Origin of the sequence: Azohydromonas lata (assembly GCF_034427735.1) — a bacterium.
Lineage (GTDB): Bacteria > Pseudomonadota > Gammaproteobacteria > Burkholderiales > Burkholderiaceae_C > Azohydromonas > Azohydromonas lata.
Window position 1 is genome coordinate 51,389 of sequence record NZ_JAXOJX010000022.1, and the last position, 24,146, is coordinate 75,534.

General features: G+C 68.4%; 19 protein-coding genes and 1 tRNA gene. 4 read left to right on the forward strand and 16 right to left on the reverse strand.

Annotation, left to right across the window (positions count from 1 at the left end; genetic code table 11):
• Window positions 1-49: 49 nt before the first annotated feature.
• Window positions 50-1,054 carry a Bug family tripartite tricarboxylate transporter substrate binding protein gene (locus SM757_RS14490; protein WP_322466002.1) on the reverse strand — a complete coding sequence of 335 codons (1,005 nt, stop codon included), beginning with the start codon at window positions 1,052-1,054 and terminating at the stop codon, window positions 50-52.
• 99 nt (window positions 1,055-1,153) lie between these two features.
• Window positions 1,154-1,591, reverse strand: a complete 438-nt coding sequence (locus SM757_RS14495; protein ID WP_218011490.1) for a response regulator — start codon at window positions 1,589-1,591, stop codon at window positions 1,154-1,156.
• 329 nt (window positions 1,592-1,920) lie between these two features.
• Between SM757_RS14495 and uvrA the strand changes: the two genes are divergently transcribed.
• Complete coding sequence (uvrA, locus tag SM757_RS14500; RefSeq protein WP_322466003.1) at window positions 1,921-7,590, forward strand: excinuclease ABC subunit UvrA; 5,670 nt, start codon at window positions 1,921-1,923, stop codon at window positions 7,588-7,590.
• A gap of 131 nt (window positions 7,591-7,721) precedes the next feature.
• Here uvrA and SM757_RS14505 read toward each other — a convergent pair whose 3' ends face one another.
• The 5 genes from SM757_RS14505 to SM757_RS14525 all read right to left on the reverse strand — a co-directional run bounded on the left by SM757_RS14505 (window position 7,722) and on the right by SM757_RS14525 (window position 13,901).
• Window positions 7,722-8,387: a protein-methionine-sulfoxide reductase heme-binding subunit MsrQ gene (locus SM757_RS14505; RefSeq protein ID WP_322466004.1), complete on the reverse strand. Its 666-nt coding sequence runs from the start codon at window positions 8,385-8,387 to the stop codon at window positions 7,722-7,724.
• Between the two features lie 13 nt (window positions 8,388-8,400).
• Complete coding sequence (msrP, locus tag SM757_RS14510) at window positions 8,401-9,393, reverse strand: protein-methionine-sulfoxide reductase catalytic subunit MsrP (protein ID WP_066339077.1); 993 nt, start codon at window positions 9,391-9,393, stop codon at window positions 8,401-8,403.
• A 227-nt stretch (window positions 9,394-9,620) separates the two neighbouring features.
• On the reverse strand, window positions 9,621-10,967 hold the full coding sequence (gene ccsB / locus SM757_RS14515; RefSeq protein WP_322466005.1) for a c-type cytochrome biogenesis protein CcsB: 1,347 nt from the start codon (window positions 10,965-10,967) through the stop codon (window positions 9,621-9,623).
• The gene (locus SM757_RS14520; protein WP_066337032.1) at window positions 10,964-13,123 is read right to left on the reverse strand and encodes a cytochrome c biogenesis protein ResB; all 2,160 of its coding nucleotides are present in this window, start codon (window positions 13,121-13,123) and stop codon (window positions 10,964-10,966) included. Before SM757_RS14520 ends, ccsB begins: the two co-directional genes overlap by 4 nt.
• A 136-nt stretch (window positions 13,124-13,259) precedes the next feature.
• The gene (locus tag SM757_RS14525) at window positions 13,260-13,901 is read right to left on the reverse strand and encodes a c-type cytochrome (RefSeq protein ID WP_322466006.1); all 642 of its coding nucleotides are present in this window, start codon (window positions 13,899-13,901) and stop codon (window positions 13,260-13,262) included.
• Between the two features lie 56 nt (window positions 13,902-13,957).
• On the opposite strand from SM757_RS14525, the gene yihA reads away from it, so the two are divergent.
• The gene (yihA, locus tag SM757_RS14530; RefSeq protein ID WP_322466007.1) at window positions 13,958-14,743 is read left to right on the forward strand and encodes a ribosome biogenesis GTP-binding protein YihA/YsxC; all 786 of its coding nucleotides are present in this window, start codon (window positions 13,958-13,960) and stop codon (window positions 14,741-14,743) included.
• 92 nt (window positions 14,744-14,835) lie between these two features.
• On the opposite strand, the gene groL is transcribed toward yihA, so the two are convergent.
• The 9 genes from groL to ispB all read right to left on the reverse strand — a co-directional run bounded on the left by groL (window position 14,836) and on the right by ispB (window position 23,286).
• Entirely contained in the window at window positions 14,836-16,482 is a 1,647-nt protein-coding gene (gene groL / locus SM757_RS14535; RefSeq protein WP_066337025.1) for a chaperonin GroEL, read from the reverse strand.
• Window positions 16,483-16,525: 43 nt separating this feature from the next.
• A complete protein-coding gene (locus SM757_RS14540; protein ID WP_066337023.1) occupies window positions 16,526-16,816 on the reverse strand; it encodes a co-chaperone GroES in 291 nt (96 codons plus the stop codon).
• A gap of 167 nt (window positions 16,817-16,983) precedes the next feature.
• Window positions 16,984-17,190, reverse strand: a complete 207-nt coding sequence (locus tag SM757_RS14545) for a DNA gyrase inhibitor YacG (RefSeq protein WP_066337068.1) — start codon at window positions 17,188-17,190, stop codon at window positions 16,984-16,986.
• 104 nt (window positions 17,191-17,294) lie between these two features.
• Window positions 17,295-17,942, reverse strand: coding sequence for a dephospho-CoA kinase (gene coaE / locus SM757_RS14550; protein ID WP_322466008.1), 648 nt, complete (start codon window positions 17,940-17,942; stop codon window positions 17,295-17,297).
• Between the two features lie 13 nt (window positions 17,943-17,955).
• Window positions 17,956-18,849, reverse strand: a complete 894-nt coding sequence (locus SM757_RS14555; RefSeq protein ID WP_322466009.1) for a prepilin peptidase — start codon at window positions 18,847-18,849, stop codon at window positions 17,956-17,958.
• A gap of 35 nt (window positions 18,850-18,884) precedes the next feature.
• Window positions 18,885-20,114 (reverse strand): type II secretion system F family protein, encoded by a 1,230-nt coding sequence (locus SM757_RS14560; RefSeq protein WP_322466010.1) that lies wholly within the window; start codon window positions 20,112-20,114, stop codon window positions 18,885-18,887.
• Between the two features lie 60 nt (window positions 20,115-20,174).
• Window positions 20,175-21,911 carry a type IV-A pilus assembly ATPase PilB gene (gene pilB / locus SM757_RS14565; RefSeq protein ID WP_322466029.1) on the reverse strand — a complete coding sequence of 579 codons (1,737 nt, stop codon included), beginning with the start codon at window positions 21,909-21,911 and terminating at the stop codon, window positions 20,175-20,177.
• Window positions 21,912-22,154: 243 nt separating this feature from the next.
• Window positions 22,155-22,231: transfer RNA gene (locus tag SM757_RS14570), tRNA-Pro, on the reverse strand.
• A 65-nt stretch (window positions 22,232-22,296) separates the two neighbouring features.
• Window positions 22,297-23,286 (reverse strand): octaprenyl diphosphate synthase, encoded by a 990-nt coding sequence (gene ispB, locus SM757_RS14575; protein ID WP_169805913.1) that lies wholly within the window; start codon window positions 23,284-23,286, stop codon window positions 22,297-22,299.
• 202 nt (window positions 23,287-23,488) lie between these two features.
• Between ispB and rplU the strand changes: the two genes are divergently transcribed.
• Together rplU and rpmA are read left to right on the forward strand one after the other, a co-directional pair.
• Complete coding sequence (gene rplU / locus SM757_RS14580) at window positions 23,489-23,800, forward strand: 50S ribosomal protein L21 (RefSeq protein ID WP_066337013.1); 312 nt, start codon at window positions 23,489-23,491, stop codon at window positions 23,798-23,800.
• Window positions 23,801-23,826: 26 nt separating this feature from the next.
• Entirely contained in the window at window positions 23,827-24,084 is a 258-nt protein-coding gene (gene rpmA, locus SM757_RS14585) for a 50S ribosomal protein L27 (RefSeq protein ID WP_028996465.1), read from the forward strand.
• The last annotated feature ends 62 nt before the right edge of the window (window positions 24,085-24,146 follow it).

Sequence of the window (24,146 nt, forward strand, 5' to 3'; positions counted from 1 at the left end):
TCATGCCAAGCACCGCGCCGCGGCGGCCCGGCGGGGGCGGTTTGAACCATCACTCCATGCGCGCGCCGGAGCTTTTCACGACATCGGCCCAACGCCGGGTTTCCTTGGCCGCGTAGGCTCCGAAGGCCTCGCCCCAGACGTTGGGCGTCTCGCTGCCCAAGCTGGTCCAGGCGGCCTTGAGCTCCGGCGACTCCAGCGCCTTCTTCAGCTCGGCCTGCATGCGCTCCACGGACTCGCGCGGCGTGCCCTTGGGCGCCCACAGGCCGTACCAGGTGCTCACCACATAGTCCGGCACGCCCAGCTCGCGCGCGGTGGGGATGTCGGGGAAGCCGGGCGCGCGGCGCTCGCCGGCCACGGCCAGCGCCTTCAGCCGCCCGCTGCGGATGTGCGCGGCCGAGCTGCCCAGGCCGTCGAACATCATGTCCACCTGCCCGGCCATCAGGTCCTGCAGCGCCGGGCCCGCGCCGCGGTAGGGGATATGGGTGATGAAGGTCTTGGTCTGCAGCTTGAACAGCTCGCCGGCCAGGTGGTGCGAGGTGCCGTTGCCGGCCGAGCCGTAGTTCAACTGGCCCGGTTTACTCCGCAGCCGCTGCAACAGCCCGGGCAGGTCGGAGGCTGCCGGCCTGCTTGCGTTGACCACGATGACCTGCGGCACGCTGGAAACCAGGCCCACGGGAATGAAATCGGCTTCCAGGCTGTAGTCCAGCTTGGGGTACATGGCTGGGGCGATGGCGTGGTGCACGCCGCCCATGAAGAAGCTGTGGCCGTCGGCTGGCAGCCGCGCCGCCAGCGCCGCGCCCACGGTGCCGCCGGCACCGCCCTTGTTGTCGATCACGAACTGCTTGCCCAACTGCTTGCTGAGCTGCGCGAACAGCGGGCGGGCGAAGGCATCCGTGCCGCCGCCGGCGGGGAAGGGGACGATCACCGTCACCGGCTTGGTGGGCCAGCCGGCACTTGGGCCGGCAGCCGAGGTGGCGGTTTGTGCCCAAGCGGGCAGGCAGGCCCAGGAAAAGGCTGCGGCGGCACAGGCCAGCCGCGTGCGTCCAGTGGTCATGGTTTGTCTCCGGCGGCCCTGCTGCGTGGCAAAGGCTTCATGGAATGAGGGTGGGGGTGCCGGGCTGCGGCCCGGCGGCCGCAAGTGTATGCAGGCGTATCAACCGGCCGACAGCTCCGGCAGCCAGCGCGCCAGGGCGCGGCGCAGGGTTTCGAAGACGATGGGCTTGGTGAGGTAGTCGTCCATGCCGGCGGCCAGGGCCATCTCGCGGTCGCTGGCCAGGGCGTGCGCGGTGAGCGCCAGGATGGGGAAGCCCGGCAGCCGCCCCTGTTGCTGCATCTCGCGCAGCCGGCGCGTGGCCTGCAGCCCGTCCATCACCGGCATCTGCAGGTCCATGAGCACCAGGCGCGGCGGCATGGCCTCGCAGCGCTCCAGCGCCTGCGCGCCGTCGTCCGCGGTGAGCACTTCCAGCCCAAGCGCCTTGAGCATCTCCAGCGCAATCATCTGATTGACCGGATGGTCCTCGACCAGCAGCACCGGACCGGCGGCCAAGGTTCCAACGGCATCAGTGGCGGGCGCTTGTGGCACCGAATTCATGCAGTTCTCCATGCGGGTGCCCGAAATGGCCGGGGGTCTTTCCTGGTCTGCCGGCACGTACCGCGTAAGCACGCAGTCGGCGCCCATGCTAGCACCGGCCCCCTTGTTGACGGCCCCGGAAGCTTGCCCAGGTTTTTTCTTGTCGCATCAAGCATTTAGGTCCATTTCGGCAAAAAAGCCGAAACGTTAAACCTTGTATTCGGTCCCCGTCCATCAGGCCGCGGGATTGCTCTCCTGGGCAATTCTGGGGCCCTGCGTGGCAACCCTGCCCAGGGGTGTTTTTTTATACAGTCCTAGAATCTTCCGCCTTTTTCTGAAAAGACCCATCCATGAGTTCCGGAGTCATCCGCATCCGCGGCGCGCGCCAGCACAATCTGAAGAACCTGGACCTGGACATCCGCACCGGCGAGATGACGGTGGTCACCGGCCCAAGCGGGTCGGGCAAGTCCAGCCTGGTGTTCGACACCCTCTACGCCGAAGGCCAGCGCCGCTACGTGGAGACCTTCAGCGCCTACGCGCGCCAGTTCCTGGACCGCATGGACCGCCCGGCCGTGGACCGCGTCGAGGGCGTGCCCCCGGCCATCGCCATCGACCAGACCAACCCCGTGCGCACCAGCCGCTCCACGGTCGGGACGATGACGGAGCTCAACGACCACCTGAAGCTGCTGTTCGCCCGCGCCGCCGACCTGTTCGACCGGCAGACCGCGCTGCCCGTGCGCCACGACACGCCGGAGTCCATCTACGCCGAGATGCAACGCCGCGCCGCCACGTCCGGCGACCCGCGCCTGGCCCTGACCTTCCCCGTGGAGCTGCCCGCCAACACCAGTGCCGAGGAGGTCGAGCAGTGGCTGGCCGCCGGCGGTTTCACGAAAGTGCAGGCCGAGCGCACCGTGGGCGAGCGGAAATTGCTGGACGTGGTGGCCGACCGCTTCCGCATCGGCAACGTGGAGCAGGTGCGCGCCATGGAGGCCATCGAGCTGGCGCTCAAGCGCGGCACCGGCCGGCTCACCGTCTACGTGCTCCAGGACGGGGGCGAGGAGCTGTGGAAGTTCTCCACCGGGCTGCACTGCCCCGAGAGCGACATCCGCTACGCCCAGCCGCAGCCTTCGCTGTTCTCCTTCAACTCGCCTTTCGGCGCCTGCGAAACCTGCAAGGGCTTCGGCCGCGTGATCGGCGTGGACATGGGCCTGGTCATCCCCGACGAGCGCAAGACGCTGCGCGGCGGCGCCATCAAGCCCATGCAGACGCCCGCGTGGAAGGAGTGCCAGGACGACCTGATCAAGTACGCCGGCGAGGCCGGCATCCCGCGCGACACGGCCTGGTCGCAGCTCTCCCCGTCGCAAAAGGACTGGGTGCTGGGCGGCTCGCCCAACTGGAACGGCCAGTGGAACAAGCAGTGGTACGGCGTGCGCCGCTTCTTCGACTACCTGGAGAGCAAAGCCTACAAGATGCACATCCGGGTGCTGCTGTCCAAGTACCGCAGCTACACCGAGTGCCCAAGCTGCCGCGGCGCGCGGCTCAAGACCGAGGCGCTGCTGTGGCGCATAGGCACCAAGGCACAGGCCGACGCGGTGCTGCCGCCTGAAAAGCGCTTCATGCCCAAGGGCGTGGACTGGACCCGCGAGCAGCTCCAAGCGCTGCCGGGCCTGCACCTGCACGACCTCATGCAGCTCTCGCTGCAGCGCCTGCGCGGCTTCTTCGACGGCATCGAGGCCGGCGTGCAGGACAAGCCGCAGGCCGAACAGGCCGCCATGGAGCTGCTGCTCGACGAGGTGCGCACCCGGCTGCGCTACCTCTGCGACGTGGGCCTGGGCTATTTGACGCTGGACCGGCAAAGCCGGTCTCTTTCCGGCGGCGAGGTGCAGCGCATCAACCTGACCACGGCGCTGGGCACCTCCCTGGTGAACACGCTGTTCGTCCTGGACGAGCCCAGCATCGGCCTGCACCCGCGCGACATGGACCGCATCGTGCAGGCCATGCAGCGCCTGCGCGACGCGGGCAACACGCTGGTGGTGGTGGAGCACGACCCGGCGGTGATGCTGGCCGCCGACCGCCTCATCGACATGGGCCCCGGCCCCGGCGAGCGCGGCGGCAGCATCGTCTTCGACGGCACGCCGGACGCCGCCCGCCAGGCCGATACGCTCACCGGCGCCTACCTGGGGGCGCGCAAGCACGTCGGCGGCAGCATCAAGCGCTTCGTCAGCGACAGCACGCCGCGCCTCATCCTCGAAGGCGCGCGCGAGCACAACCTCAAGAACGTCACGGTCGATTTCCCGCTGCAGCGCCTGGTGGTCGTCACCGGCGTCTCCGGCTCCGGCAAGAGCACGCTGATGCAGGACGTGCTGTACCCCGCCCTGGCCCGCCACTTCGGCAAGGCCACCGAAGCGCCCGGCGAGCACGACCAGCTGCTCGGCGCGGACATGCTCTCCGACGCGGTGTTCGTCGATCAAAGCCCCATAGGCAAGACCGCGCGCTCCAACCCCGCCAGCTACGTCGGCGCCTTCGACGAGATCCGAAAGCTCTTTGCCGAGGCGCCGCTGGCGCGCGAGCGCGGCTATGGCGCGGGCATGTTCAGCTTCAACGCCGGCGACGGCCGCTGCCCAACCTGCGGCGGCTCCGGCTTCGAGCACGTGGAGATGCAGTTCCTGTCGGACGTGTACCTGCGCTGCCCGGACTGCGAAGGCCGCCGCTACCGCGCCGAAATCCTGGACGTGAAGATCGAGCGCCGCCTGCCCGCCGAAGTGACGGGCGGCGAGCTGAGCGTGGCCGACGTGCTGGAGCTGACCGTCAGCGAGGCGCTGCAGCGCTTTCGCGGCGACCGCGAGGTGGCGCGCGCGCTGCAGCCCATCGTGGACGTGGGCCTGGACTACCTGCGCCTGGGCCAGCCCGTGCCCACGCTCTCCGGCGGCGAGGCGCAGCGGCTGAAACTGGCGGGCTTCCTGGCCGAGGCGGCGCAGTCCGCCTCCAAGAGCCGCCAGCCGCTGGCGCGCAAGGGCACGCTGTTCCTGTTCGACGAGCCCACCACGGGGCTGCACTTCGAGGACATCGCCCGCCTCATGCGCGCGCTGCGCAAGTTGCTGGAGGCGGGGCATTCGCTCATCGTCATCGAGCACAACCTGGACGTGATCCGCGCCGCGGACTGGCTCATCGACCTGGGCCCCGAGGGCGGCGAGGGCGGCGGCGAGCTGGTGGCGGCCTGCACGCCGGAGGACATCAAGGCCCACCCCATCTCGCACACCGGCCGGGCGCTGTGCGCCTACGAGCGCGCGCTTGGGCTGGACGGCGCGGTGGAGGAGGGGCGGCCGCTGCAGTCGCTGGTCGCGTCGCGGCGCGCCACGCCGCCGGCCGAGTCCATCCGCATCGTCAACGCCCACGAGCACAACCTCAAGGGCGTGGACGTGGAGATTCCGCACGGCCGCTTCAGCGTCATCACCGGCGTCTCCGGCTCTGGCAAGAGCACGCTGGCCTTCGACATCCTGTTCAACGAGGGGCAGCGGCGCTACCTGGAGTCGCTCAACGCCTATGCGCGCTCCATCGTCCAGCCCGCGGGGCGGCCGGAGGTGGATGCGGTGTATGGCATCCCGCCCACGGTGGCCATCGAGCAGCGCCTGTCGCGCGGCGGGCGCAAGAGCACGGTGGCGACCACCACCGAGGTCTGGCACTTCCTGCGCCTGCTGTGGGTGAAGCTGGGCCTGCAGCGCTGCATCCACGACGGCACGCCGGTGATGCCGCAAAGCGCCGAGAGCATCGCCGCGCAGTTGCTGCGCGAGCACCGCGGCCAGCACGTGGGCCTGCTGGCGCCGCTGGTCGTCAACCGCAAGGGCCTGTACACGGACCTGGCCAAGTGGGCCCTGGCCCGCGGCTACACGCACCTGCGCGTGGACGGCGAGTTCGTCCCGGTGCAGCCCTTCCCGCGCCTGGACCGGTTCAAGGAGCACACGGTCGAGCTGCCGGTGGGCGACCTGCTGGTGACGCCGGAGAACGAGAACCGCCTGCGCGAGCTGCTGCAGTCCGCCCTGGAGCACGGCAAGGGCGTGATGCACCTGCTGCATCCGCTGGACAAGCTGCGCGACGCCATGGCCTGCGGCAAGCCGACCAGCGGGCTGTGCCACGTGAAAGTCTTTTCGACCAAGCGCGCCTGTCCGACCTGCGGGACGAGCTACCCCGAGCTGGACCCGCGCATGTTTTCCTACAACAGCAAGCACGGCTGGTGCGGCGAGTGCGTGGGCACGGGCCTGGCGCTCACGCGCGAGCAGCGCAAGGTCTATGACGACTCGGTGCGCGACGAGGACAACCGCGGCCGCGAGCAGGCTTTCCCGGCCGAGGAGGCCGAGGCCGAAGGCGTCACCGACCGCGCCTGCCCGGCCTGCCACGGGGCGCGGCTCAACCCCGTGTCGCTGGCCGTGCAGTTCGACCAGCGCCCCATCAGCGAGGTGGCGGCCTGGTCCGTGCAGCAGGCGCGCGAGTGGATGGACGGTTTGAAGCTCGTTGGGCGTGACGCCGGCATCGCCCGCGACGTGGTGACGGAAATCGCCAGCCGGCTGAAATTCCTGGAAGCCGTGGGCCTGGGCTACCTGACGCTGGACCGCGCCGCCCCCACGCTCTCCGGCGGCGAGGCGCAGCGCATACGCCTGGCGGCGCAGTTGGGCAGCAACCTGCAGGGCGTGTGCTACGTGCTGGACGAGCCCACCATCGGCCTGCACCCGCGCGACAACGGCATCCTGCTGGACGCCCTGCAGGAGCTGGGCAGCCGCGGCAACACGCTGGTGGTGGTGGAGCACGACGAGGACACCATCCGCCGCGCCGACCACATCATCGACATCGGCCCCGGCGCCGGCCGCCGCGGCGGCCAGGTGGTGGCCCAGGGCACGGCCGAGGAGCTGGCCGCGCAGCCGGCGTCCATCACCGGCCGCTTCCTGGCCTCGCCCTTGAAGCACCCGATCGAGGCGCGCCGCCCGGTGGACGACGGCGTGCAGTGGCTGCGCGTGCGCAAGGCGAATCTGCACAACCTGCAGAGCGTGGACGTGGGCGTGCCGCTGCGCCGCCTGGTGGCGGTGACGGGCGTTTCGGGTTCCGGCAAGAGCACGCTGGCGCGCGACGTGTTGCTCTCCAACGTGCAGGCGCTGGTGGCGGCGCGCGGCAAGGGCGTCTCGCTCACCGGTTGCGGCGCCGTGGAAGGCTGGCTGCACGTGGACCGCGTGCTGGAGGTGGACCAGACGCCCATCGGCAAGACGCCGCGCTCCTGCCCGGCGACCTACATCGGCTTCTGGGACGCCATCCGCAAACTCTTCTCGCAGACGCTGGAGGCCAAGGCGCGCGGCTATGGGCCGGGGCGCTTCAGCTTCAACACCGGCGAAGGCCGCTGCCCGGCCTGCGAGGGGCAGGGCCTGCGCACCATAGAGATGAGCTTCCTGCCGGACGTGAAGTTGCCCTGCGACGTGTGCCACGGCCAGCGCTTCAACCCGGAGACGCTGGCCGTCACCTGGCGCGGCAAGAGCATTGGCGACGTGCTGAACATGGAGGTGGACGAGGCGGTGGAGTTCTTCGCCTCCATGCCCGGCATCGCGCACCCGCTGCAGTTGCTCAAGGACGTGGGCCTGGGCTACCTGACGCTGGGCCAGCCCTCGCCGACGCTCTCAGGCGGCGAGGCGCAGCGCATCAAGCTGGTGACGGAGCTGTCCAAGGTGCGTGACGAAGTGGGCCGCCGTGGCCAGAAGGCGCCGCACACGCTGTACGTGCTGGACGAGCCGACGGTGGGCCTGCACATGTCGGACGTGGAGCGGCTGATCCACGTGCTGCACCGGCTGGTGGCCGGCGGCCACAGCGTGGTGGTGATCGAGCACGACCTGGACCTGATCGCCGAAGCCGACTGGGTGCTGGACCTGGGCCCCGAAGGCGGCAGCGGCGGCGGCAAGCTCGTCGTGGCCGGCCCGCCGGAAGCGTTGGTCAAGGCGGGCAGCCATACGGGCAAGGCGCTGGCGCCGGTGTTGAGCAGGTGACGAGGGCGGCCCAGGGCGAAGCTTGCAGCGACCGGCTGACTGACTCGACACATGCCGAAAGCTCAAGCGTTTCGTCCTCTACTTCGTCATTTCCGCCTTCGCGGGAATGACGAAATTGGGTGTGAGCCGCTTCAGCTCACGGGCTGCTTCAACAGCGCAGCGCTGCTGCGCTTCTTCGCCTCCCACACCCGCCACCCCAGCAGCGCCGCAATCACCGCCGCGTAGATCGACCACTGAGTGAAATCGTTCTTCCCCGCCTTCATCCAGAAGAAGTGCAGCAGCGCCAGTAGTGCAATGGCGTAGATGCTCTGGTGCAGCCGCTGCCAGCGCTTGCCGCCCAGCGCCTTGATGGCGCGGTTGAAGGAGGTCAGCGCCAGCGGCGTCATCAGCACCAGCGCAGCCGTGCCGACCAGGATGAAGGGCCGCTTGGCGATGTCCTTCAGGATCACTTGCAGGTCCAAGCCCTGGTCCAGCACCGCGTAGCAGACGAAGTGCACGACGGCATAACCGAAGGTCGCCACGCCCAGCATGCGCCGAAAGCGCACCAGCGCCGGCTGTTTCAGCAGCACCCGCAGCGGCGTGATCGCCAAGGTCGCGCACAGCAGCCGCAGCGTCCAGTCGCCGCTGCGGCGTATCAGCGCCTCGGCCGGGTTGGCGCCCAAGCTGTCGGTGGCCGCAGCCCACACCAGGTAGGCCAGCGGCAGCAGCAGGAGAGCGAACAGCAGCGGCTTGGACGCCGGGTGCAGCAGCAAAGGCTTTTTCCTCGCCGCGCCGGCGGCGATTGCGGGGTTCGCCACGTCGGCCGCCTTGTCAGTAGTTCTTCTTCAGGTCCATGCCCGCGTAGAGCTGGCCGACCTGCGGCTCGTAGCCGTTGAACATCAGCGTGGGCCGTTTCTTGGCGAAGAGGCCGCCCTCGCCAATGCGCCGCTCCGTGGCCTGGCTCCAGCGCGGGTGGTCCACGTTGGGGTTCACGTTGGAGTAGAAGCCGTATTCCTCGGCCGCCGACTTCTGCCACGCCGTGCGCGGCTGCTGCTCCACGAAGCGGATCTTCACGAGGGACTTGCCGCTCTTGAAACCGTACTTCCAGGGCACGGCCAGGCGCAGCGGCGCGCCGTTCTGGTTGGGGAGCACCTCGCCGTACATGCCGAACACCAGCATGGTCAGCGGGTGCAGGGCCTCGTCCATGCGCAAACCTTCCACGTAGGGCCAGTCCAGCACGCGGGAGCCCACGAAGGGCATCTGCTTGGGGTCGGCCAGGGTCACGAACTCCACGTACTTGGCGTTGCCCGTGGGCTGCACGCGCTTGATGACTTCCGACAGCGAAAAGCCTATCCACGGAATCACCATGGACCAGCCCTCCACGCAGCGCAGGCGGTAGAGGCGCTCCTCCAGCGGCGCCAGCTTCATGAGCTGCTCGATGTCGAAGGTCTGCGGCTTGGCGACGTTGCCCTCCACCGTCACCGTCCAGGGCCGCGTCTTCATGCGGCCGGCCGTGGCGAAGGGGTCGGACTTGTCGGTGCCGAACTCGTAGAAGTTGTTGTAGGTGGTGGCGTCCTGGTAGTCCGTCACCTTGTCCATGGCGTTGGCGCTGGGCAGGGTGCTGGGCACGGAGGCCAGCTTGGGATATTGGCCGTGGCCGGTGAAGGCGGCGCGGGCGTCGCGCGCCGCCCACGTGGCCAGCACGCTGCCGGCCGCCCCGGTGGCGATGGTCTTGAGGAACTGCCGGCGCTGCTCATAAACGGCCTGCGGCGTGATCTCGGACGGGGTGGCGTGGTTGAAGCCGCGGTCCCTGATCGGATGCATATGAAGTCTCCTGGTTGCTTGTGGTCCAGACCGTGTACGAACCGGCGAAGTTCCTGGAGGCCTGTCGATGTGAAGTTTTCGTGAGAAAGCTGTCAGCGCTGCCAGCTTTCATGGGGCGGTGAAGCGCCAGTGGCCTGGAAAAACCCCGTCGCCCGCGGGCCGCAAATGAAAACGGCGCCCGCATTGGGCGCCGTCTCGTTCAAGGGTTTTATCCGTTCAAGCCGGGCTCACAGCTCGCCGTAGGAGTGCAGGCCGGAGAGGAACATGTTCACGCCCAGGAAGGCGAAGCTGGTGACCACCAGGCCGGCCAGCGCCCACCAGGCGGACATGGAGCCGCGCAGGCCCTTCATGAGCCGCATGTGCAGCCAGGCGGCGTAGTTCAGCCACACGATCAGCGCCCAGGTCTCCTTGGGGTCCCAGCTCCAGTAGCCGCCCCAGGCCTCGGCGGCCCAGAAGGCGCCCAGGATGGTGGCGATGGTGAAGAAGGCGAAGCCGACGGCGATGGCCTTGTACATGAGGTCGTCCAGCAGCTCCAGCGCCGGCAGTTTCTCGGCGATGGCGCGTCGCGCGAACAGGATGCCGCCCACGATGAGCGCGCTGATGCCGAAGTAGACGATCCAGTAGCTCGCACCCGCCGTCTGCGCGCCCGGGCGGAACACCAGCGGCTCGAAGCACAGCACGATGCCCAGCAGCGCCAGCGGCGCGAGTTTCCACCAGGCCGTCTCGCCCGCGTGCTGCTTGATCAGGTAGGCGAACGCCACCATGGCTGACAGCGCGAAGGTGCCGTAGCCGATGAAGTTGGCCGGCACGTGCAGCTTCATCCACCAGCTCTGCAGGGCGGGCACCAGCGGCTGGATCTGCTGCGCCTCGCGCGCGACCGTGTACCAGAGCAGGAAGCCCACCGCGGCGCTGACCACCAGCATCACGAAGGCGCCCAAGGCGCGCGTGCGGTAGTGCTGCTCGAAGTACAGGTAGAAGAGGGCGGTCAGCCAGCAGAACAGGACGAACACCTCGTAGAGGTTGCTCACCGGGATGTGGCCGATGCCGGCGCCGATCTGGTGGCTTTCCCACCAGCGCACCATGGTGCCGGTGAGCGCCATGAACACGGCGCCCCAGGCGAAGCGCGAGCCCAGGCGCTGCGCCACGTTGTCCGTGCCGCGCGCGGCGAAGCCGAACCAGTAGAAGACCGTGCTCATGAAGCACAGCACGCACATCCACAGGATCGCGCTCTGGCTGGAGAGGAAATATTTCAAAAGGAAGACCTTCTCCCCGGCCGCGAGGTCGGCGCCGAAGGCATCCGGCGTGCGCGAGTACAGCGAGATGGCCAGCAGGGTGACGCCGGTCACGCCCAACATGAGCGTGCGCAGCGGGCCCCAGAACCAGCCCAGCCAGATCACGGCCGGGACGCTGCCGACGAGGATGCCCTTTTCGTACACGTCCATCGCCTCGCCGTAGCGGGAGAAGGCGAACACGGCGCCGGCCACGGCCAGCAGGGCGAACAGCCAGTCGTAGGGGCTGCGGCCGGACAGCGGGTGGCTGCGGCCCAGCAAGAGGGTGGTGGTTGCGGTGTTCATGCGGCAGCGTCCTTCAGGATGGCCTTCTTGAGCAGCTCAAATTCAGCGTCGGCGTCCATGGTCCGGCGCGTGGTGGACAAGGCGGTGGTGATGCGGGAGCCCTGGTCTTGTGCCTGTACCCAGACCCACAGGCGGCGTTCGCGCACGTAGAGCATGGCGAACACGCCCAGGATCAGCAGCACGGCGCCTAAATACACCAGTTTCTTGCCCGGCGCACGCGCAATCTGAAACACGCTGGCCTGGATTTGCTGGAAGTCGTCGAGCTGCAGCAGCACGGGCACGGGGTAGTAGAAGCTGTCGGACAGCGACACCACGGCCTGCGTCATGAAGGCCTGCGTCTTCTCGCTGTTGGTCATGGCCGGCTGCCCAGCCTGCTCGCGGGCGATGTTGGCCAGCTCGAACAGGCTGCCGTTGAGGATGCGCAGCAGCACTTCGGAGACGCGGGCGCGGTCGCCTTCCGGCACGGTGGTTTCCATGAAGCGCGCCATGGCGGCCAGGCCGCCGGGCGGGGGGTCGGCCTCGGCCGCCGCGGCACCTGCGGCGCCGCTGGCCGCGCCGGCCGCGGGGGCGAGGGCCGGCGGCTTGTCGGCGCCGGCAAACAGGCCCAGCACGCGCTGCGCCGTGACCTGGAGCTGCTGCATCACCTCCGGCTTGTCGGCGGGCGAGGCGGCCTTGGCGTAGCGGCGCGCGGCCTGCTCGCGGGCGGCCGGGTCCAGCAGCGCCTCGCGCATGCGGCGCCAGGTGTCCATGCGGTCCTGCTCGTCCACGGGAATGCGCAGGTAGCGGAAGGCCTCGTTGGGGTTGTCGCGCATGCCCGCCAGCAGCACGCGCTGGCCGTCCAGCTCCACGGGCAACTGGTAGTTGTTGAACTCGCGCGCCTGGCCGCTGGCGTCGCGCAGCTTGTAGCTGAACGAGGGGCCGATGTTGTGCAGCTGCTTCTCGGTCTGCGACTTGGCGCCGGAGCCCAGGTGCTTTTGCAGCGAGTCGGCCAGGTCCACCTTGCGCACGTCGGCGCCGGAGTCGGTGCTGGCGGCGCCCATGTTCTCGACGTTGATCACGCGCAGCCCCGTGAGCTCCAGCGTGTAGGGCAGGTTCACCTTGTCCAGCGGCGAGTTGTCGCCCACGGTGCCGTTGATGGTGAAGGCCTTGGCGCCGGGCTTCATGGGCACGGCCTGCAGCTTGAGCTTGGAGCCGCCGTCGTCGAAGCTGCTCTGGTAGATGGCGATGCCGCGGTGGAAGGCGGGCTCGTTGACCTTGACGGTGGCGGGCGTGGCCTGGCCGCTCTCGTGGTCGTGGATCACGATCTCGCTGGCGAACAGCTTGGGCATGCCCGTGTCGTAGTACTCGACGATGAACTTTTTCAGCTCGACGTCGAAGGGCAGGTCCTGCAGCACCACGCCGTCGGACATGTTCAGCACCGCCGTGCCGGCGCTCACGCCCTCAGGCACCAGCAGGTTGCCGCGGAAGGTGGGGTTGGCCGGCGAGAGGCGGTGCTCAGGCGCCACGTCGCGGATCAGCCCGCCGCCGTTGAAGGGCGTCTTGCCCAGCAGCAGCATCTGCGCGCGCACGATGAGGTCGCCGTCGAACAGGCCCCCCAGGCAGATCAGGACGATGGCCGAGTGCGCCGCGATGTAGCCCAGCTTGTTGGCCGCGCCCTTGCGCGCGGCAATGAGCGTGCCGCCCTCGCGCTGCTGCACCTTGGCCTTCCAGCCGTTGCCGGTGAGGAGCTGGGAGACGCGCTGCAGGCTGGCCTGCGGCGCCTCGTCCGGCAGCACGCCCTGGGCCTTGTGGTGGAAGGCTTTCAGGGCCGACTCGCGGATGTTCTCCTTGTAGGAGCGCATGTCGGCCAGGAAGCGCGGCGTGTTGCGGGCGATGCACAGGCTGGTGGAGAGCACCAGGAAGCCCAGGATGAGCAGGAACCACCAGGCGCTGTAGACGCTGTAGAGGCCCACGGCGCCGAAGACCTCGGCCCAGAAGGGGCCGAACTGGTTGACGTAGTTGTTGAGCGGTTCGTGCTGCTTGACCACGGTGCCTATCACCGAGGCGATGCAGATCACGGTGAGCAGCGCGATGGCAAAGCGCATCGACGACACCAGCTCTAGGGTGTCGCGCAGCCGCTGCTGAGGCGCGCGCGCGGCGGGGGCGGAGACGGTCATCGCAGGATTGTCCGGGCCAGCGCATGTACCCCGCTTGATAACGGTCAAGCGTGAAGGGTTGGCGCCGCGCCATAAAAAAGGCCGGTACGGGACCGGCCTTGGGGTACTACGGGAAGGCTTTCGCCTTGGCGAAAGCTCAGTGCAGGCCGGCGACGTAGTCGGCCACGGCCTTGATTTCGCGGTCGCTCATCTTGGCGGCCACGCCCGTCATCTGCACGCTGTTGCCGCGGGTGCCGGCGCGGAAGGCGTTGAGCTGGCTCATGGTGTAGTCAGTGTGCTGGCCGGCCAGGCGCGGGTATTGCGCGGGGATGCCGACGCCGGAGGGGCTGTGGCAGCCGGCGCAGGCCGGGATGTTGCGGTCGGCCAGGCCGCCGCGGTAGATCTTCTCGCCCAACAGCACCAGGTCCTTGTCGGCAGCGGCGCCGGCTTCGGCCTGCTTGCTGGCGTAGAAGGCGGCGACGTTGCGCATGTCTTCCTCGCTCAGCGAGGCGGCCATGCCCTGCATGATGGGGTTCTGGCGCTTGCCGGCCTTGAACTCGGTCAGTTGCTTGACCAGGTACTCGGCGTGCTGGCCTTGCAGGATGGGGTTGGTGGGAATGCCCCGCGTGCCGTCGGCAGCGTGGCAGGCGGCGCAGACCATGGCCGTGGCCTGGCCCTTGGCCAGGTCCGGCTTGGCCGGCGCTGCCGCTTCGGCAGCCAAAACGGGCGTCGCCAGAGCGAACGCAAGGGCCGGCGCAACAAGCGCCGTCTTGATGGTGCGGGCAAAGATCGACTTCATTTCTTGGGCTGCCGAAAGGGTCAATGGGGGCAAACCTTGAAATTTTACAATGCCTCATGCACACGTCCCTTACATCAGGTGCCCCTGACGCCAAGTCTTCACTGGCTTGGACCCACACGGCGCGATTCCTGACCACCGCCAGCAAGCTCGACCAGCTTCCCGTCACCGAATTGCCGGAAGTCGCCTTCGTCGGCCGAAGCAACGCCGGCAAATCCACCGCCATCAACACCCTGGCCCAGCAAAAGCGCCTGGCCTTCGCGTCCAAGACGCCCGGGCGCACCCAGCACATCAACCTGTTCCACCTTGGGCCCAAGGACGCGCCGGACGCGCTCTTCGCCGACTTGCCCGGCTACGGCTACGCCGCCGTGGAGCGCTCGGCCAAGCTGCGCTGGCAGCAGGTGATGGCCAACTACCTGGAAGTGCGCCGCAACCTCGCGGGCGTGGTGCTGATGGTGGATTCGCGCCTGGGGTTCACGGACCTGGACAAGCAGCTCCTGGGCTTCATCGCCCCGCGCGTGCAGACGGGCGAGGTGAAGCTGCTGGTGCTGCTGACCAAGGCCGACAAGCTCTCGCGCAAGGAGGCCGATGCCTCGCTGCGCAGCGTCTCCGAAGTGCTGGGCGAGATTGCCAGCGACGAGGCCGACATCGGCGTGCTGCTGTTCTCGGCGCTGAAGAAGTCCGGCGTGGACGACGCGGCGCTGACGCTGCGCGGCTGGATCAGCGAGCACGTGCGCGTGGAGGCGCCGGACCCGGTGGACGTGCCGCCGCAGGAGGATGAAGCACTGGAAGGCGCCAAGACCGAGAGCGAGAGCGAGGGCGTCGCGCCGCCGGCCCAGGGCTGAGTTCTTCCGGTCCTGCCCCAACGAAAAAAGCCCGCGGCGCAAGCCGCGGGCTTTTCGTTTGGGTGCTCTGTAAGGCTACAGGGCGCCGGACATTACATGTCCATGCCGCCCATGCCGCCCATGCCACCCATGCCACCGCCGGGCATGGCGGGAGCGTCGTCCTTCGGGGCTTCGGCGACCATGGCTTCGGTGGTCAGCATCAGCGAGGCCACGGAGGCGGCGTTCTGCAGCGCGGTGCGGGTGACCTTGGTGGGATCCAGGATGCCCATCTCGATCATGTCGCCGTACGTGTCGTTGGCGGCGTTGAAGCCGTAGTTGCCGTTGCCGGCCAGCACGGCGTTGACGACCACGCTGGGCTCGCCACCGGCGTTGCCGACGATCTCGCGCAGCGGGGCTTCGATGGCCTTCAGGACCAGCTTGATGCCGGCGTCCTGGTCGGCGTTGTCGCCCTTGATGGTGCCGGCAGCCTGGCGGGCGCGCAGCAGGGCCACGCCGCCGCCGGCGACGATGCCTTCTTCAACGGCGGCACGGGTGGCGTGCAGCGCGTCTTCCACGCGGGCCTTCTTCTCCTTCATCTCGACTTCGGTGGCGGCACCGACCTTGATGACGGCCACGCCGCCGGCCAGCTTGGCCACGCGCTCTTGCAGCTTCTCGCGGTCGTAGTCGCTGGTGGCTTCTTCGATCTGGATGCGGATCTGCTTGACGCGGGCTTCGATGTCCGCGGCAGCGCCGGCGCCGTCGATGATGGTGGTGTTTTCCTTGCCCACTTCGACGCGCTTGGCCTGACCCAGGTCAGCCAGCGTGACCTTGTCCAGCGACAGGCCCACTTCCTCGGCGATGACCTTGCCGCCCGTCAGGATGGCGATGTCTTCCAGCATGGCCTTGCGGCGGTCGCCGAAGCCCGGCGCCTTGACGGCCACGACCTTCAGGATGCCGCGGATGGTGTTGACCACCAGCGTGGCCAGGGCCTCGCCTTCAACTTCCTCGGCAATGATCAGCAGCGGACGGCCGGCCTTGGCCACTTGCTCCAGCGTGGGCAGCAGGTCGCGGATGTTGCTGATCTTCTTGTCGAACAGCAGGACAAACGGGTTGTCCAGGATGGCCGACTGCTTCTCGGGGTTGTTGATGAAGTAGGGCGACAGGTAGCCGCGGTCGAACTGCATGCCTTCCACGACATCCAGCTCGTTGTCCAGGCTCTTGCCGTCTTCGACGGTGATCACGCCTTCCTTGCCGACCTTGTCCATGGCCGAAGCGATGATCTGGCCGATGGATTCGTCGGAGTTGGCGGAGATGGCGCCGACCTGGGCGATTTCCTTGGAGGTCGTGGTGGCCTTGGAAGCGGCGCGCAGCTGCTCGACCAGGGCGGCCACGGCACGGTCGATGCCGCGCTTGAGGTCCATCGGGTTCATGCCCGCGGCCACGTACTTCATGCCTTCGCGAACGATGGCTTGGGCCAGCACGGTGGCGGTGGTGGTGCCGTCACCGGCGTTGTCGCTGGTCTTGGAAGCAACTTCCTTGACCATTTGCGCGCCCATGTTCTGGAGCTTGTCCTTGAGCTCGATTTCCTTGGCCACGGACACACCGTCCTTGGTCACGGTGGGGGCGCCGAAGGAGCGCTCGAGCACCACGTTGCGGCCCTTCGGACCCAGGGTGACCTTCACGGCGTTGGCCAGAACGTTCACGCCTTCAACCATGCGGGCGCGGGCTTCACCGCCGAACACGACGTCTTTAGCTGCCATTGGAATTCTCCGGATTCAGTAGATGCGGGTGGGGAAGGAGCGATTACTTCTCGATGACGGCGAAGAGGTCTTCTTCGCGCATCACCAGCAGCTCTTCGCCATCAACCTTGACGGTCTGGCCGCTGTACTTGCCGAACAGCACGCGGTCGCCCACTTGCAGGTTCAGGGCCACGAACTCGCCCTTGTCGTTGCGCTTGCCCGGGCCGACAGCCAGCACCTCGCCCTGGTCGGGCTTTTCCGCGGCGTTGTCGGGAATCACGATGCCCGAGGCCGTGCGGGTTTCGTTTTCAAGACGCTTGACGATCACACGGTCATGCAACGGACGAAGTTTCATTGCTTCTCCTTGGTTCGCTTTTCGGGAGGGATGACAAACGCGCCACCGGGCGCGCCTTACAAATTCGCAGCCGGTCACCTCGACCGGCTGTTAGCACTCACCGGCGGCGAGTGCTAGCGAAACAGATTATAGGGACGGCTTTCCCGGCTTCAAGGGGGTGCGACGCTTCAGTGCGGGAAATCCTGAGGGTCGTCCGGCAGGCCGGGCTCGGCGCCGTCGCGGCCCTGGTCAGGAACGCGGTAGTCCTCGCGCGCCCAGGCGCCGAGGTCGATTTCGCGGCAGCGCTGGCTGCAGAACGGCCGCCAGCGGTTGGCGGGCTCGAAGGGCGCGGGCTGGCCGCAATGGGGGCAGGGGACGAGGCGGGGACCGGTCATGGCAAGCCAGGTGGAGGCGCCGGCGGCGGCGCGCAAGGCGTGGAGGTTGGAACGCGAGGGCCGGGCGGCGCCGGCCGTCGGGCGTCAGCGGGGCGCGGATTCTTTCACGCGGCCGGGCACCATCCGCGCCACAGGGTCTGGACCTGCTCGGTCAGCCCTTGCAGCGTCAGCCCCTCGTTGAAGAGGACGGCGTCGGCGATGGCGCGCCGGCGCGCGCGCGGCGCCTGCTGGGCGATGACGCGGCGCACCGTCTCCTCGCTCCACTGCGAGCGCTGCATCACGCGCTGCACCTGCGTTGCCTCGCTGCAGTCCACCACCAGCACGCGCTGCACGCGCGCGCGCCAGTGCAGCGACTCGGCCAGCAGCGGCACGTCGAACACCCGCGGCGCTGCGCCGGCGGCGTCGCTGCGGCGCTGGGTTTCGGCCTGGATCAGGGGGTGCAGGATGCCTTCGAGCTGCTGGCGCGTTGCCGTGTCTGCGAACACGCGCTGGCGCATCCAGGCGCGGTCCAGCGCGCCGTCGGCGCCAATGGCCTGTGCGCCGAACAGCGCCGCGATGGCCGGCAGCGCCGCGCCGCCCGTGGCGGTGAGCTCGCGCGAGATGGCGTCGGTGTCTATCACCACCGCGCCCAGCGAGGCCAGCATCGTCGCCACCGTGCTCTTGCCGCTGCCGATGCCGCCGGTCAGGCCCACGCGCAGCGGCGTGGCGAAAGCGGCCGTCGCGGCCGCCGTGGTCGTTGTCTTTGAAACCATCACGTTCAAACCGTCAGAAGTTCCATCCCATCCAGCCCAGGAGGGCTCCCCTGCCGGCCAGCATGGCCGCCAGCCCAGCGCCGGCCAGGAAGGGGCCGAAGGGCACGTACTGGCCTTCGCGCAGCGAGTGGCGCAGCTTCATGGCGATGCCCACCGCCGCACCCAGCACCGAGGCCATGAGCAGCATGGGCAGGATCATCCACGCGCCGAACCAGGCGCCCAGCGCCGCCAGCAACTTGAAGTCGCCGTAGCCCATGCCTTCCTTGCCGGTGGCCAGCTTGAACAGCCAGTACACCGACCACAGCGACCCGTAGCCGGCCACCGCGCCCCACAGCGATTGGGCCAGCGGCAGCGTCCAGCCCAGCGCCGCGGCCACCAAGCCAGCCCACAGCAGCGGCAGCGTCAGGCCGTCGGGCAACAGCGTGGTGTCCCAGTCGATCAGCGCCGCGGCCAGCAGCGTCGCGGCCACGGCGCACCACAGCAGCGCCTGCGGCTCACCCGCGAAGCGCGCGCCTATGGCGGCGAACACCAGCGCCGTGCCGGCCTCGACCAGCGGGTAGCGGAGGGAAATGGGCGCGGCGCAGGCGGCGCAGCGCCCGCGCCGCTTGAGCCAGCCTAGCAGCGGCAGGTTGTCGTGCCAGGCGATGGGCGTGCCGCAATGCGGGCAGCGCGACGCGGGGCGCGACAGCGTGAGCGCGGGCAGCGCGTCCAGCGCCTGGCGCAGCGTGCCGGCGCTGTCGGCCAGTTGCGGTGCGGGCGCGTGGCCCAGGGTGCGCGCGTGCGAGTCGGCATCGGTGAGCTGCTCGGCCACGTCCTGCCACCAGTTGCGCTCCAGCATGAGCGGCAGCCGGTGGGCGACGACGTTGAGAAAGCTACCTATGCACAGGCCCAGCAGGGCCAGTGGCAACGGGTGCAGCAGCGGCTGCAGAAAGGTCAGGTCGATCAGACGATGGCTCCGAGTTTGAAGACGGGAAGGTACATCGCCACGACGATGCCGCCGATGAGCGCGCCCAACACGACGATGACGGCGGGCTCCATCAGGCTGGCCAGGCCGCGCGCGGACTCGTCCACGTCGTTCTCGTAGAGCTCGGCCGCCTTGGCCAGCATGGCGTCCAGCGCGCCGGACTCCTCGCCTATGGCCGTGAGCTGCAGCACCAGCGCCGGAAAGCAGCCCGCCGCCTGCAGCGCGCTGCTGAGCGCCATGCCCGCGGCCACGTCCTTGCGCACCTGCGCCGTGGCGTGTTGCACCACCGCGTTGCCCGCGGCGGCGCCGGCCGAGGGCAGCGCCTCCACCAGCGGCACGCCGGCAGCAAAGAGGGTGGAGAGCGTGCGCGTCCAGCGCGCCATGACGGCCTTGGACACCAGGGCGCCAAACAGCGGCACCTGCAGCAGCGCCGCCTGCGCCGCGTCGCGCAGCCGCTGCGAGCGCCGCCACGCCTGCGAAGCGCCCAGGGCCAGCGCCGCCAGCGCACCCAGCATGGGCGCCCACCAGGCGACGAAGAAGTCGGACAGGGCGATCACGAAGCGCGTGGGCGCGGGCAGGTCCGCGCCGAAGGAGGCGAACACGTCGGTGAAGGACGGGATCACCAGCACCAGGATGAGCGACAGCACCAGTGCCGACACCGCCAGCACCGTCACCGGGTAGAACAGCGCCGAGCGTATGCGGCCCTGCAGCGCCAGCGCCTTTTCCTCGTGCAGCGCCAGCCGCTCCAGCAGCGGCTCCAGCACGCCGCCGGCCTCGCCCGCTTCCACCGAGTTGCAGTAGAGCGCGCCGAAGTGGCGCGGGTGCCTGCGCAGCGCGGCGGACAGGCTGGTGCCGGTTTCCACGTCGGCGCGCACCGACAACAGCAGCCGCGCCAGCCGCACATGGGCGCTGCCGCGCGCCACGATGTCGAAGGCCCGCAGCAGCGGCACGCCCGCGCGCAGCAGCGTGGCCAGTTGCCGGGTGAAGAGGGCAATGTCCTTGCGCCGTATGGCGCGCCCGGCCTCGCGCAGGCTCTGGCGCTTGCGGCTCACGCGCAGCACGACGATGCCCTGGCGGCGCAGGCAGGCGCCCGCGGCCGCCTCGCCGGCCGAGCGCAGCTCGCCGCGCACGGGCTTGCCCTGGCGGTCGCGGCCTTCCCATTCGAAGACGAATTCCCTGGCCCTGGAGGCCGTGTCCGCAGCGCCCATGAATTCCTCCCCCGGTCGTTCCCGCGTCCCGGCCCCGTTCGCGCGGGGCCGTGGCTTCAATCAATCGTTGGTGACGGCGATCACTTCCTCCAGCGACGTCACCCCGGCGCGCACCTTGACCAGCCCGGCCTGGCGCAGGTCGCGCACGCCCTCGCGCCGCGCCTGTTGCGCAATGTCCAGCGCCGTGCCCTGGGCCAGGATGAGGCGCTGCAGCGCCTCGCTGACCGGCATCACCTGGTACAGGCCCACGCGGCCCTTGTAGCCGTTGTTGCAGGCCGCGCAGCCCACGGCGCGGTAGGGCCGCCAGCGGCCGTCGAGCTCCTCATGGCTGAAGCCCGCGCGCAGCAGCGCCTCGCGCGAATAGTCGCCCGGCGCCTTGCAGTCCTCGCACAGCCGCCGCGCCAGACGCTGTGCGGTGATCAGGAGCACGCTGGCGGCGACGTTGAAGGGCGCCACGCCCATCTGCAGCAGCCGCGTGAGCGTGGAGGGCGCGTCGTTGGTGTGCAGCGTGGAGAGCACCAGGTGGCCGGTCTGCGCGGCCTTGACGGCGATGTCGGCCGTTTCCAGGTCGCGTATTTCGCCCACCATGATCACGTCCGGGTCCTGGCGCAGGAAGGCGCGCAGCGCGGAGGAAAAGGTCAGCCCCGCCTTCTCGTTGACGTCCACCTGGTTGATGCCGGGCAGGCGGATTTCGGCCGGGTCTTCCACGGTGGAGATGTTCACGCCGGGCCGGTTGAGCAGGTTCAGGCAGGTGTAGAGCGACAGCGTCTTGCCCGACCCGGTGGGGCCCGTGACCAGCACCATGCCGTAGGGCCGCTGCACGGCGTGCAGCAGCCGCGCCTTTTCCTCAGGCTCATAGCCCAGGGCGTCTATGCCCAGCTTGGCGCTGGAGCCGTCCAGGATACGGATGACGATTTTTTCGCCGAACAGCGTGGGCAACGTGCTGACGCGAAAGTCGATGGCGCGCGTGCCGAAGGTCAGTTGCAGGCGGCCGTCCTGCGGCACGCGCTTTTCGGCGATGTCCAGCCGGCTGATGACCTTGATGCGCGAGGCCAGCTTGTCCTTGATGGCCAGCGGCGGCTGCACCACCTCGCGCAGCTCGCCGTCGATGCGAAAGCGCACGCGGTAGTGCGTCTCGTAGGGCTCGAAGTGCAGGTCCGAGGCGCGGGCGTTGACGGCGTCGGCCAGCATCTTGTGCAGGAAGCGGACGACGGGCGCGTCCTCCACCTCGGCCTCGACCTGTGCGGCCTCGGCGGCAGCGGGGGAGGGCTCGTCGTCGGCCAGGTCGAAGCGGAAGTCGGTGCCGCCACCACCGTTGCCGCTTGGCGGCAGCTCCAGCGTGCCGGCGTTGGCTTGCAGCAGCCGCGCGAGCTTGTCCTGCTCGACGACGATCCACTGGGTGGAGAGCTGGGTGGCAAAGCGTATGCGCTCCATCGCGGTGTGGTCGGTCGGGTCGGCGCCGCCAATGAAGAGGCGGTTGCCGCGCCGGCCCAGCGCCACGACCTGGTATTGCCGGGCCAGCCGCGTGTCGAGCACGCCGCGCGGCAGCGCACGCATGTCCAGGGCGTCGAGGTCCAGCAGCGGCAATGCCAGGGTGCCGGCCAGCGCGTGGGCCAGCTCCGAGGCCGAAAGGGCACCCGCCTCCACCACCGCCTGTGCAAAGCTGACGTGCTCGTGCTGTGCCCGTTGCGACAGGGCGAGCGCCGTCTCCGCGTCGAGCTTGCCGATGTAGGCGAGCACGCGCGCGGCGCCGGTCAGCGTGGGGGGTAAAGGAGCCGCGGGCGTGGAGATCGACAGGGCGGACAAGGCAGTGCGCGTGCAGTGGCGAAAGTGGAAAAAATGATCGCCTGCACAAGCGATTTGCCACAACACGCAGCAGCCCTAATGGACTGAGTGCGCTACAAGTCGTAACGACTATCGAACAACTTAATGTTTGGGGAGCAAGTCGCTGAACCGCGGCGCTTTGCCGTCTCCGCACGACACCTTGCGTGTCGTGCCTCCTGCTGCAGGAGCTTGTGTGAGACGACGAAAGAAGAAACCTGGTCGGGGTGAGAGGATTCGAACCTCCGGCCTCTACGTCCCGAACGTAGCGCTCTACCAGGCTAAGCTACACCCCGAATTGTTTTGACGGCGTTGCGATTGCTTTGCCGTCTCAACTTCTATCAGTTTAGCAGGTTTTTCTTCAGAAAGACCTGTCCACCGACCGAGAACAAAATTCTAGCAGAGATTTTCGCGCTTCGGAATCAGGAATTGATTCGAGCGCGGCGCGAGCCTGTTCGGCCTGGGCGCGGGCGGCTTCGCGGGTGGCTTCCAGCGCGCCGGTGCGCTGCACGATCTGCACGATTTCCGGCAGCTTCTCCACCTCGCCGTGCTCGATGGCGTGGCGGATGGTGAGCCGCTCGGCTTCAGTGCCGCGAGCCATGGCGATGAGCAGCGGCAGCGTGGGCTTGCCCTCGCGCAGGTCGTCGCCCACGTTCTTGCCCAGCTCCTGCGTATCGCCCTGGTAGTCGAGCAGGTCGTCCACGAGCTGGAAGGCAGTGCCCAGCGAGCGGCCGTAGTCGGCGCAGCGCTCCTCGGTGGCGGCGTCGGCATTGGCCAGCACGGCGCCCAAGCGGGCGCTGGCCTCGAAGAGCTTGGCGGTCTTGTAGCGGATGACGCGCAGGTAGTCCTCGATCGCGAGATCAGGGTCGTGCATGTTCATCAACTGCAGCACCTCGCCCTCGGCGATGACGTTGGTCGCGTCGGCCAGCACGTCGAGCACGCGCATGCGGTTGACGGACACCATCATCTGGAAGGCGCGCGAGTACAGGAAGTCGCCTACCAGCACGCTGGCGGCGTTGCCGAACAGCGCGTTGGCCGTCTGGCGGCCGCGGCGAAGGGACGATTCGTCCACCACGTCGTCATGCAGCAGCGTGGCGGTATGAATGAACTCGACGATGGCTGCCAGCGTGAAGCGCTCCGGCCCCTGGAAGCCCAGCGCCCGCGCGAACAGCAGCACCAGGCGCGGACGTATGCGCTTGCCGCCGGCACTGATGATGTAGTGCGCGATCTGGTTGATGAGCGCCACCTCGGAGCGCAGCCGCTCGATGATGACGGCATCGACGGTCTGCATCTCCTGCGCCATGAGCTCGTCGGCGAAGGAGGTTTGTGGAGTGGGGGCCGATGAAGTCATGAATGCTGGGAAAGTCGGCGCGGATTATAGGAAGCGCCTCGCACCCTCCCCCGAAACGTGCGGGACATGCGAGCTTTCGCACGCGCCGCAAGCCTCGCTTTCCCGGTTCCGCAGTCGGGATTTGATCGGCATGGATTAGAATCGCGGGTTCCGTGCGTTACGGCTTTCCGTGACGCGCGGATGTCCAAGAGAAAGGTCACATATGTACGCGGTCATAAAAACCGGCGGCAAGCAATACAAGGTTGCTGTCGGCGAAAAGATCAAGGTAGAACAGATTGCTGCGGACGTGGGCCAGGAGATCGTGATCGACCAGGTTCTGGCTGTCGGCAACGGCGCTGAGCTGAAGGTGGGCACGCCTCTGGTCAGCGGCGCCACTGTCACCGCCACCGTCGTGGCGCACGGCAAGCACGACAAGGTGCGCATCTTCAAGATGCGTCGCCGCAAGCACTACCAGAAACGCCAAGGTCATCGCCAGGCCTTCACCGAAATCCAGATCGGCGCGGTCAACGGCTGATCCAGTTGCCCCAGGAGAACTGAACCATGGCACAGAAAAAAGGCGGCGGTTCCACACGGAACGGCCGCGACTCCAAACCGAAGATGCTGGGCGTGAAGGTGTTCGGCGGTCAGACCATTTCGGCTGGCTCCATCATCGTTCGCCAGCGCGGCACGAAGTTCCATGCCGGCACCAACGTCGGCGTGGGCAAGGACCACACCCTGTTCGCCCTCGTGGACGGCCAGGTGTCCTTCGCCACCAAGGGTGCGCTCAACCGTCAGACGGTTTTCGTCACCCCGGTCTGAGCTGAAGCACTTCGCACCAGCCAAGCCCCGGCCCGCCGGGGCTTTGTCGTTTCCGACCTCAC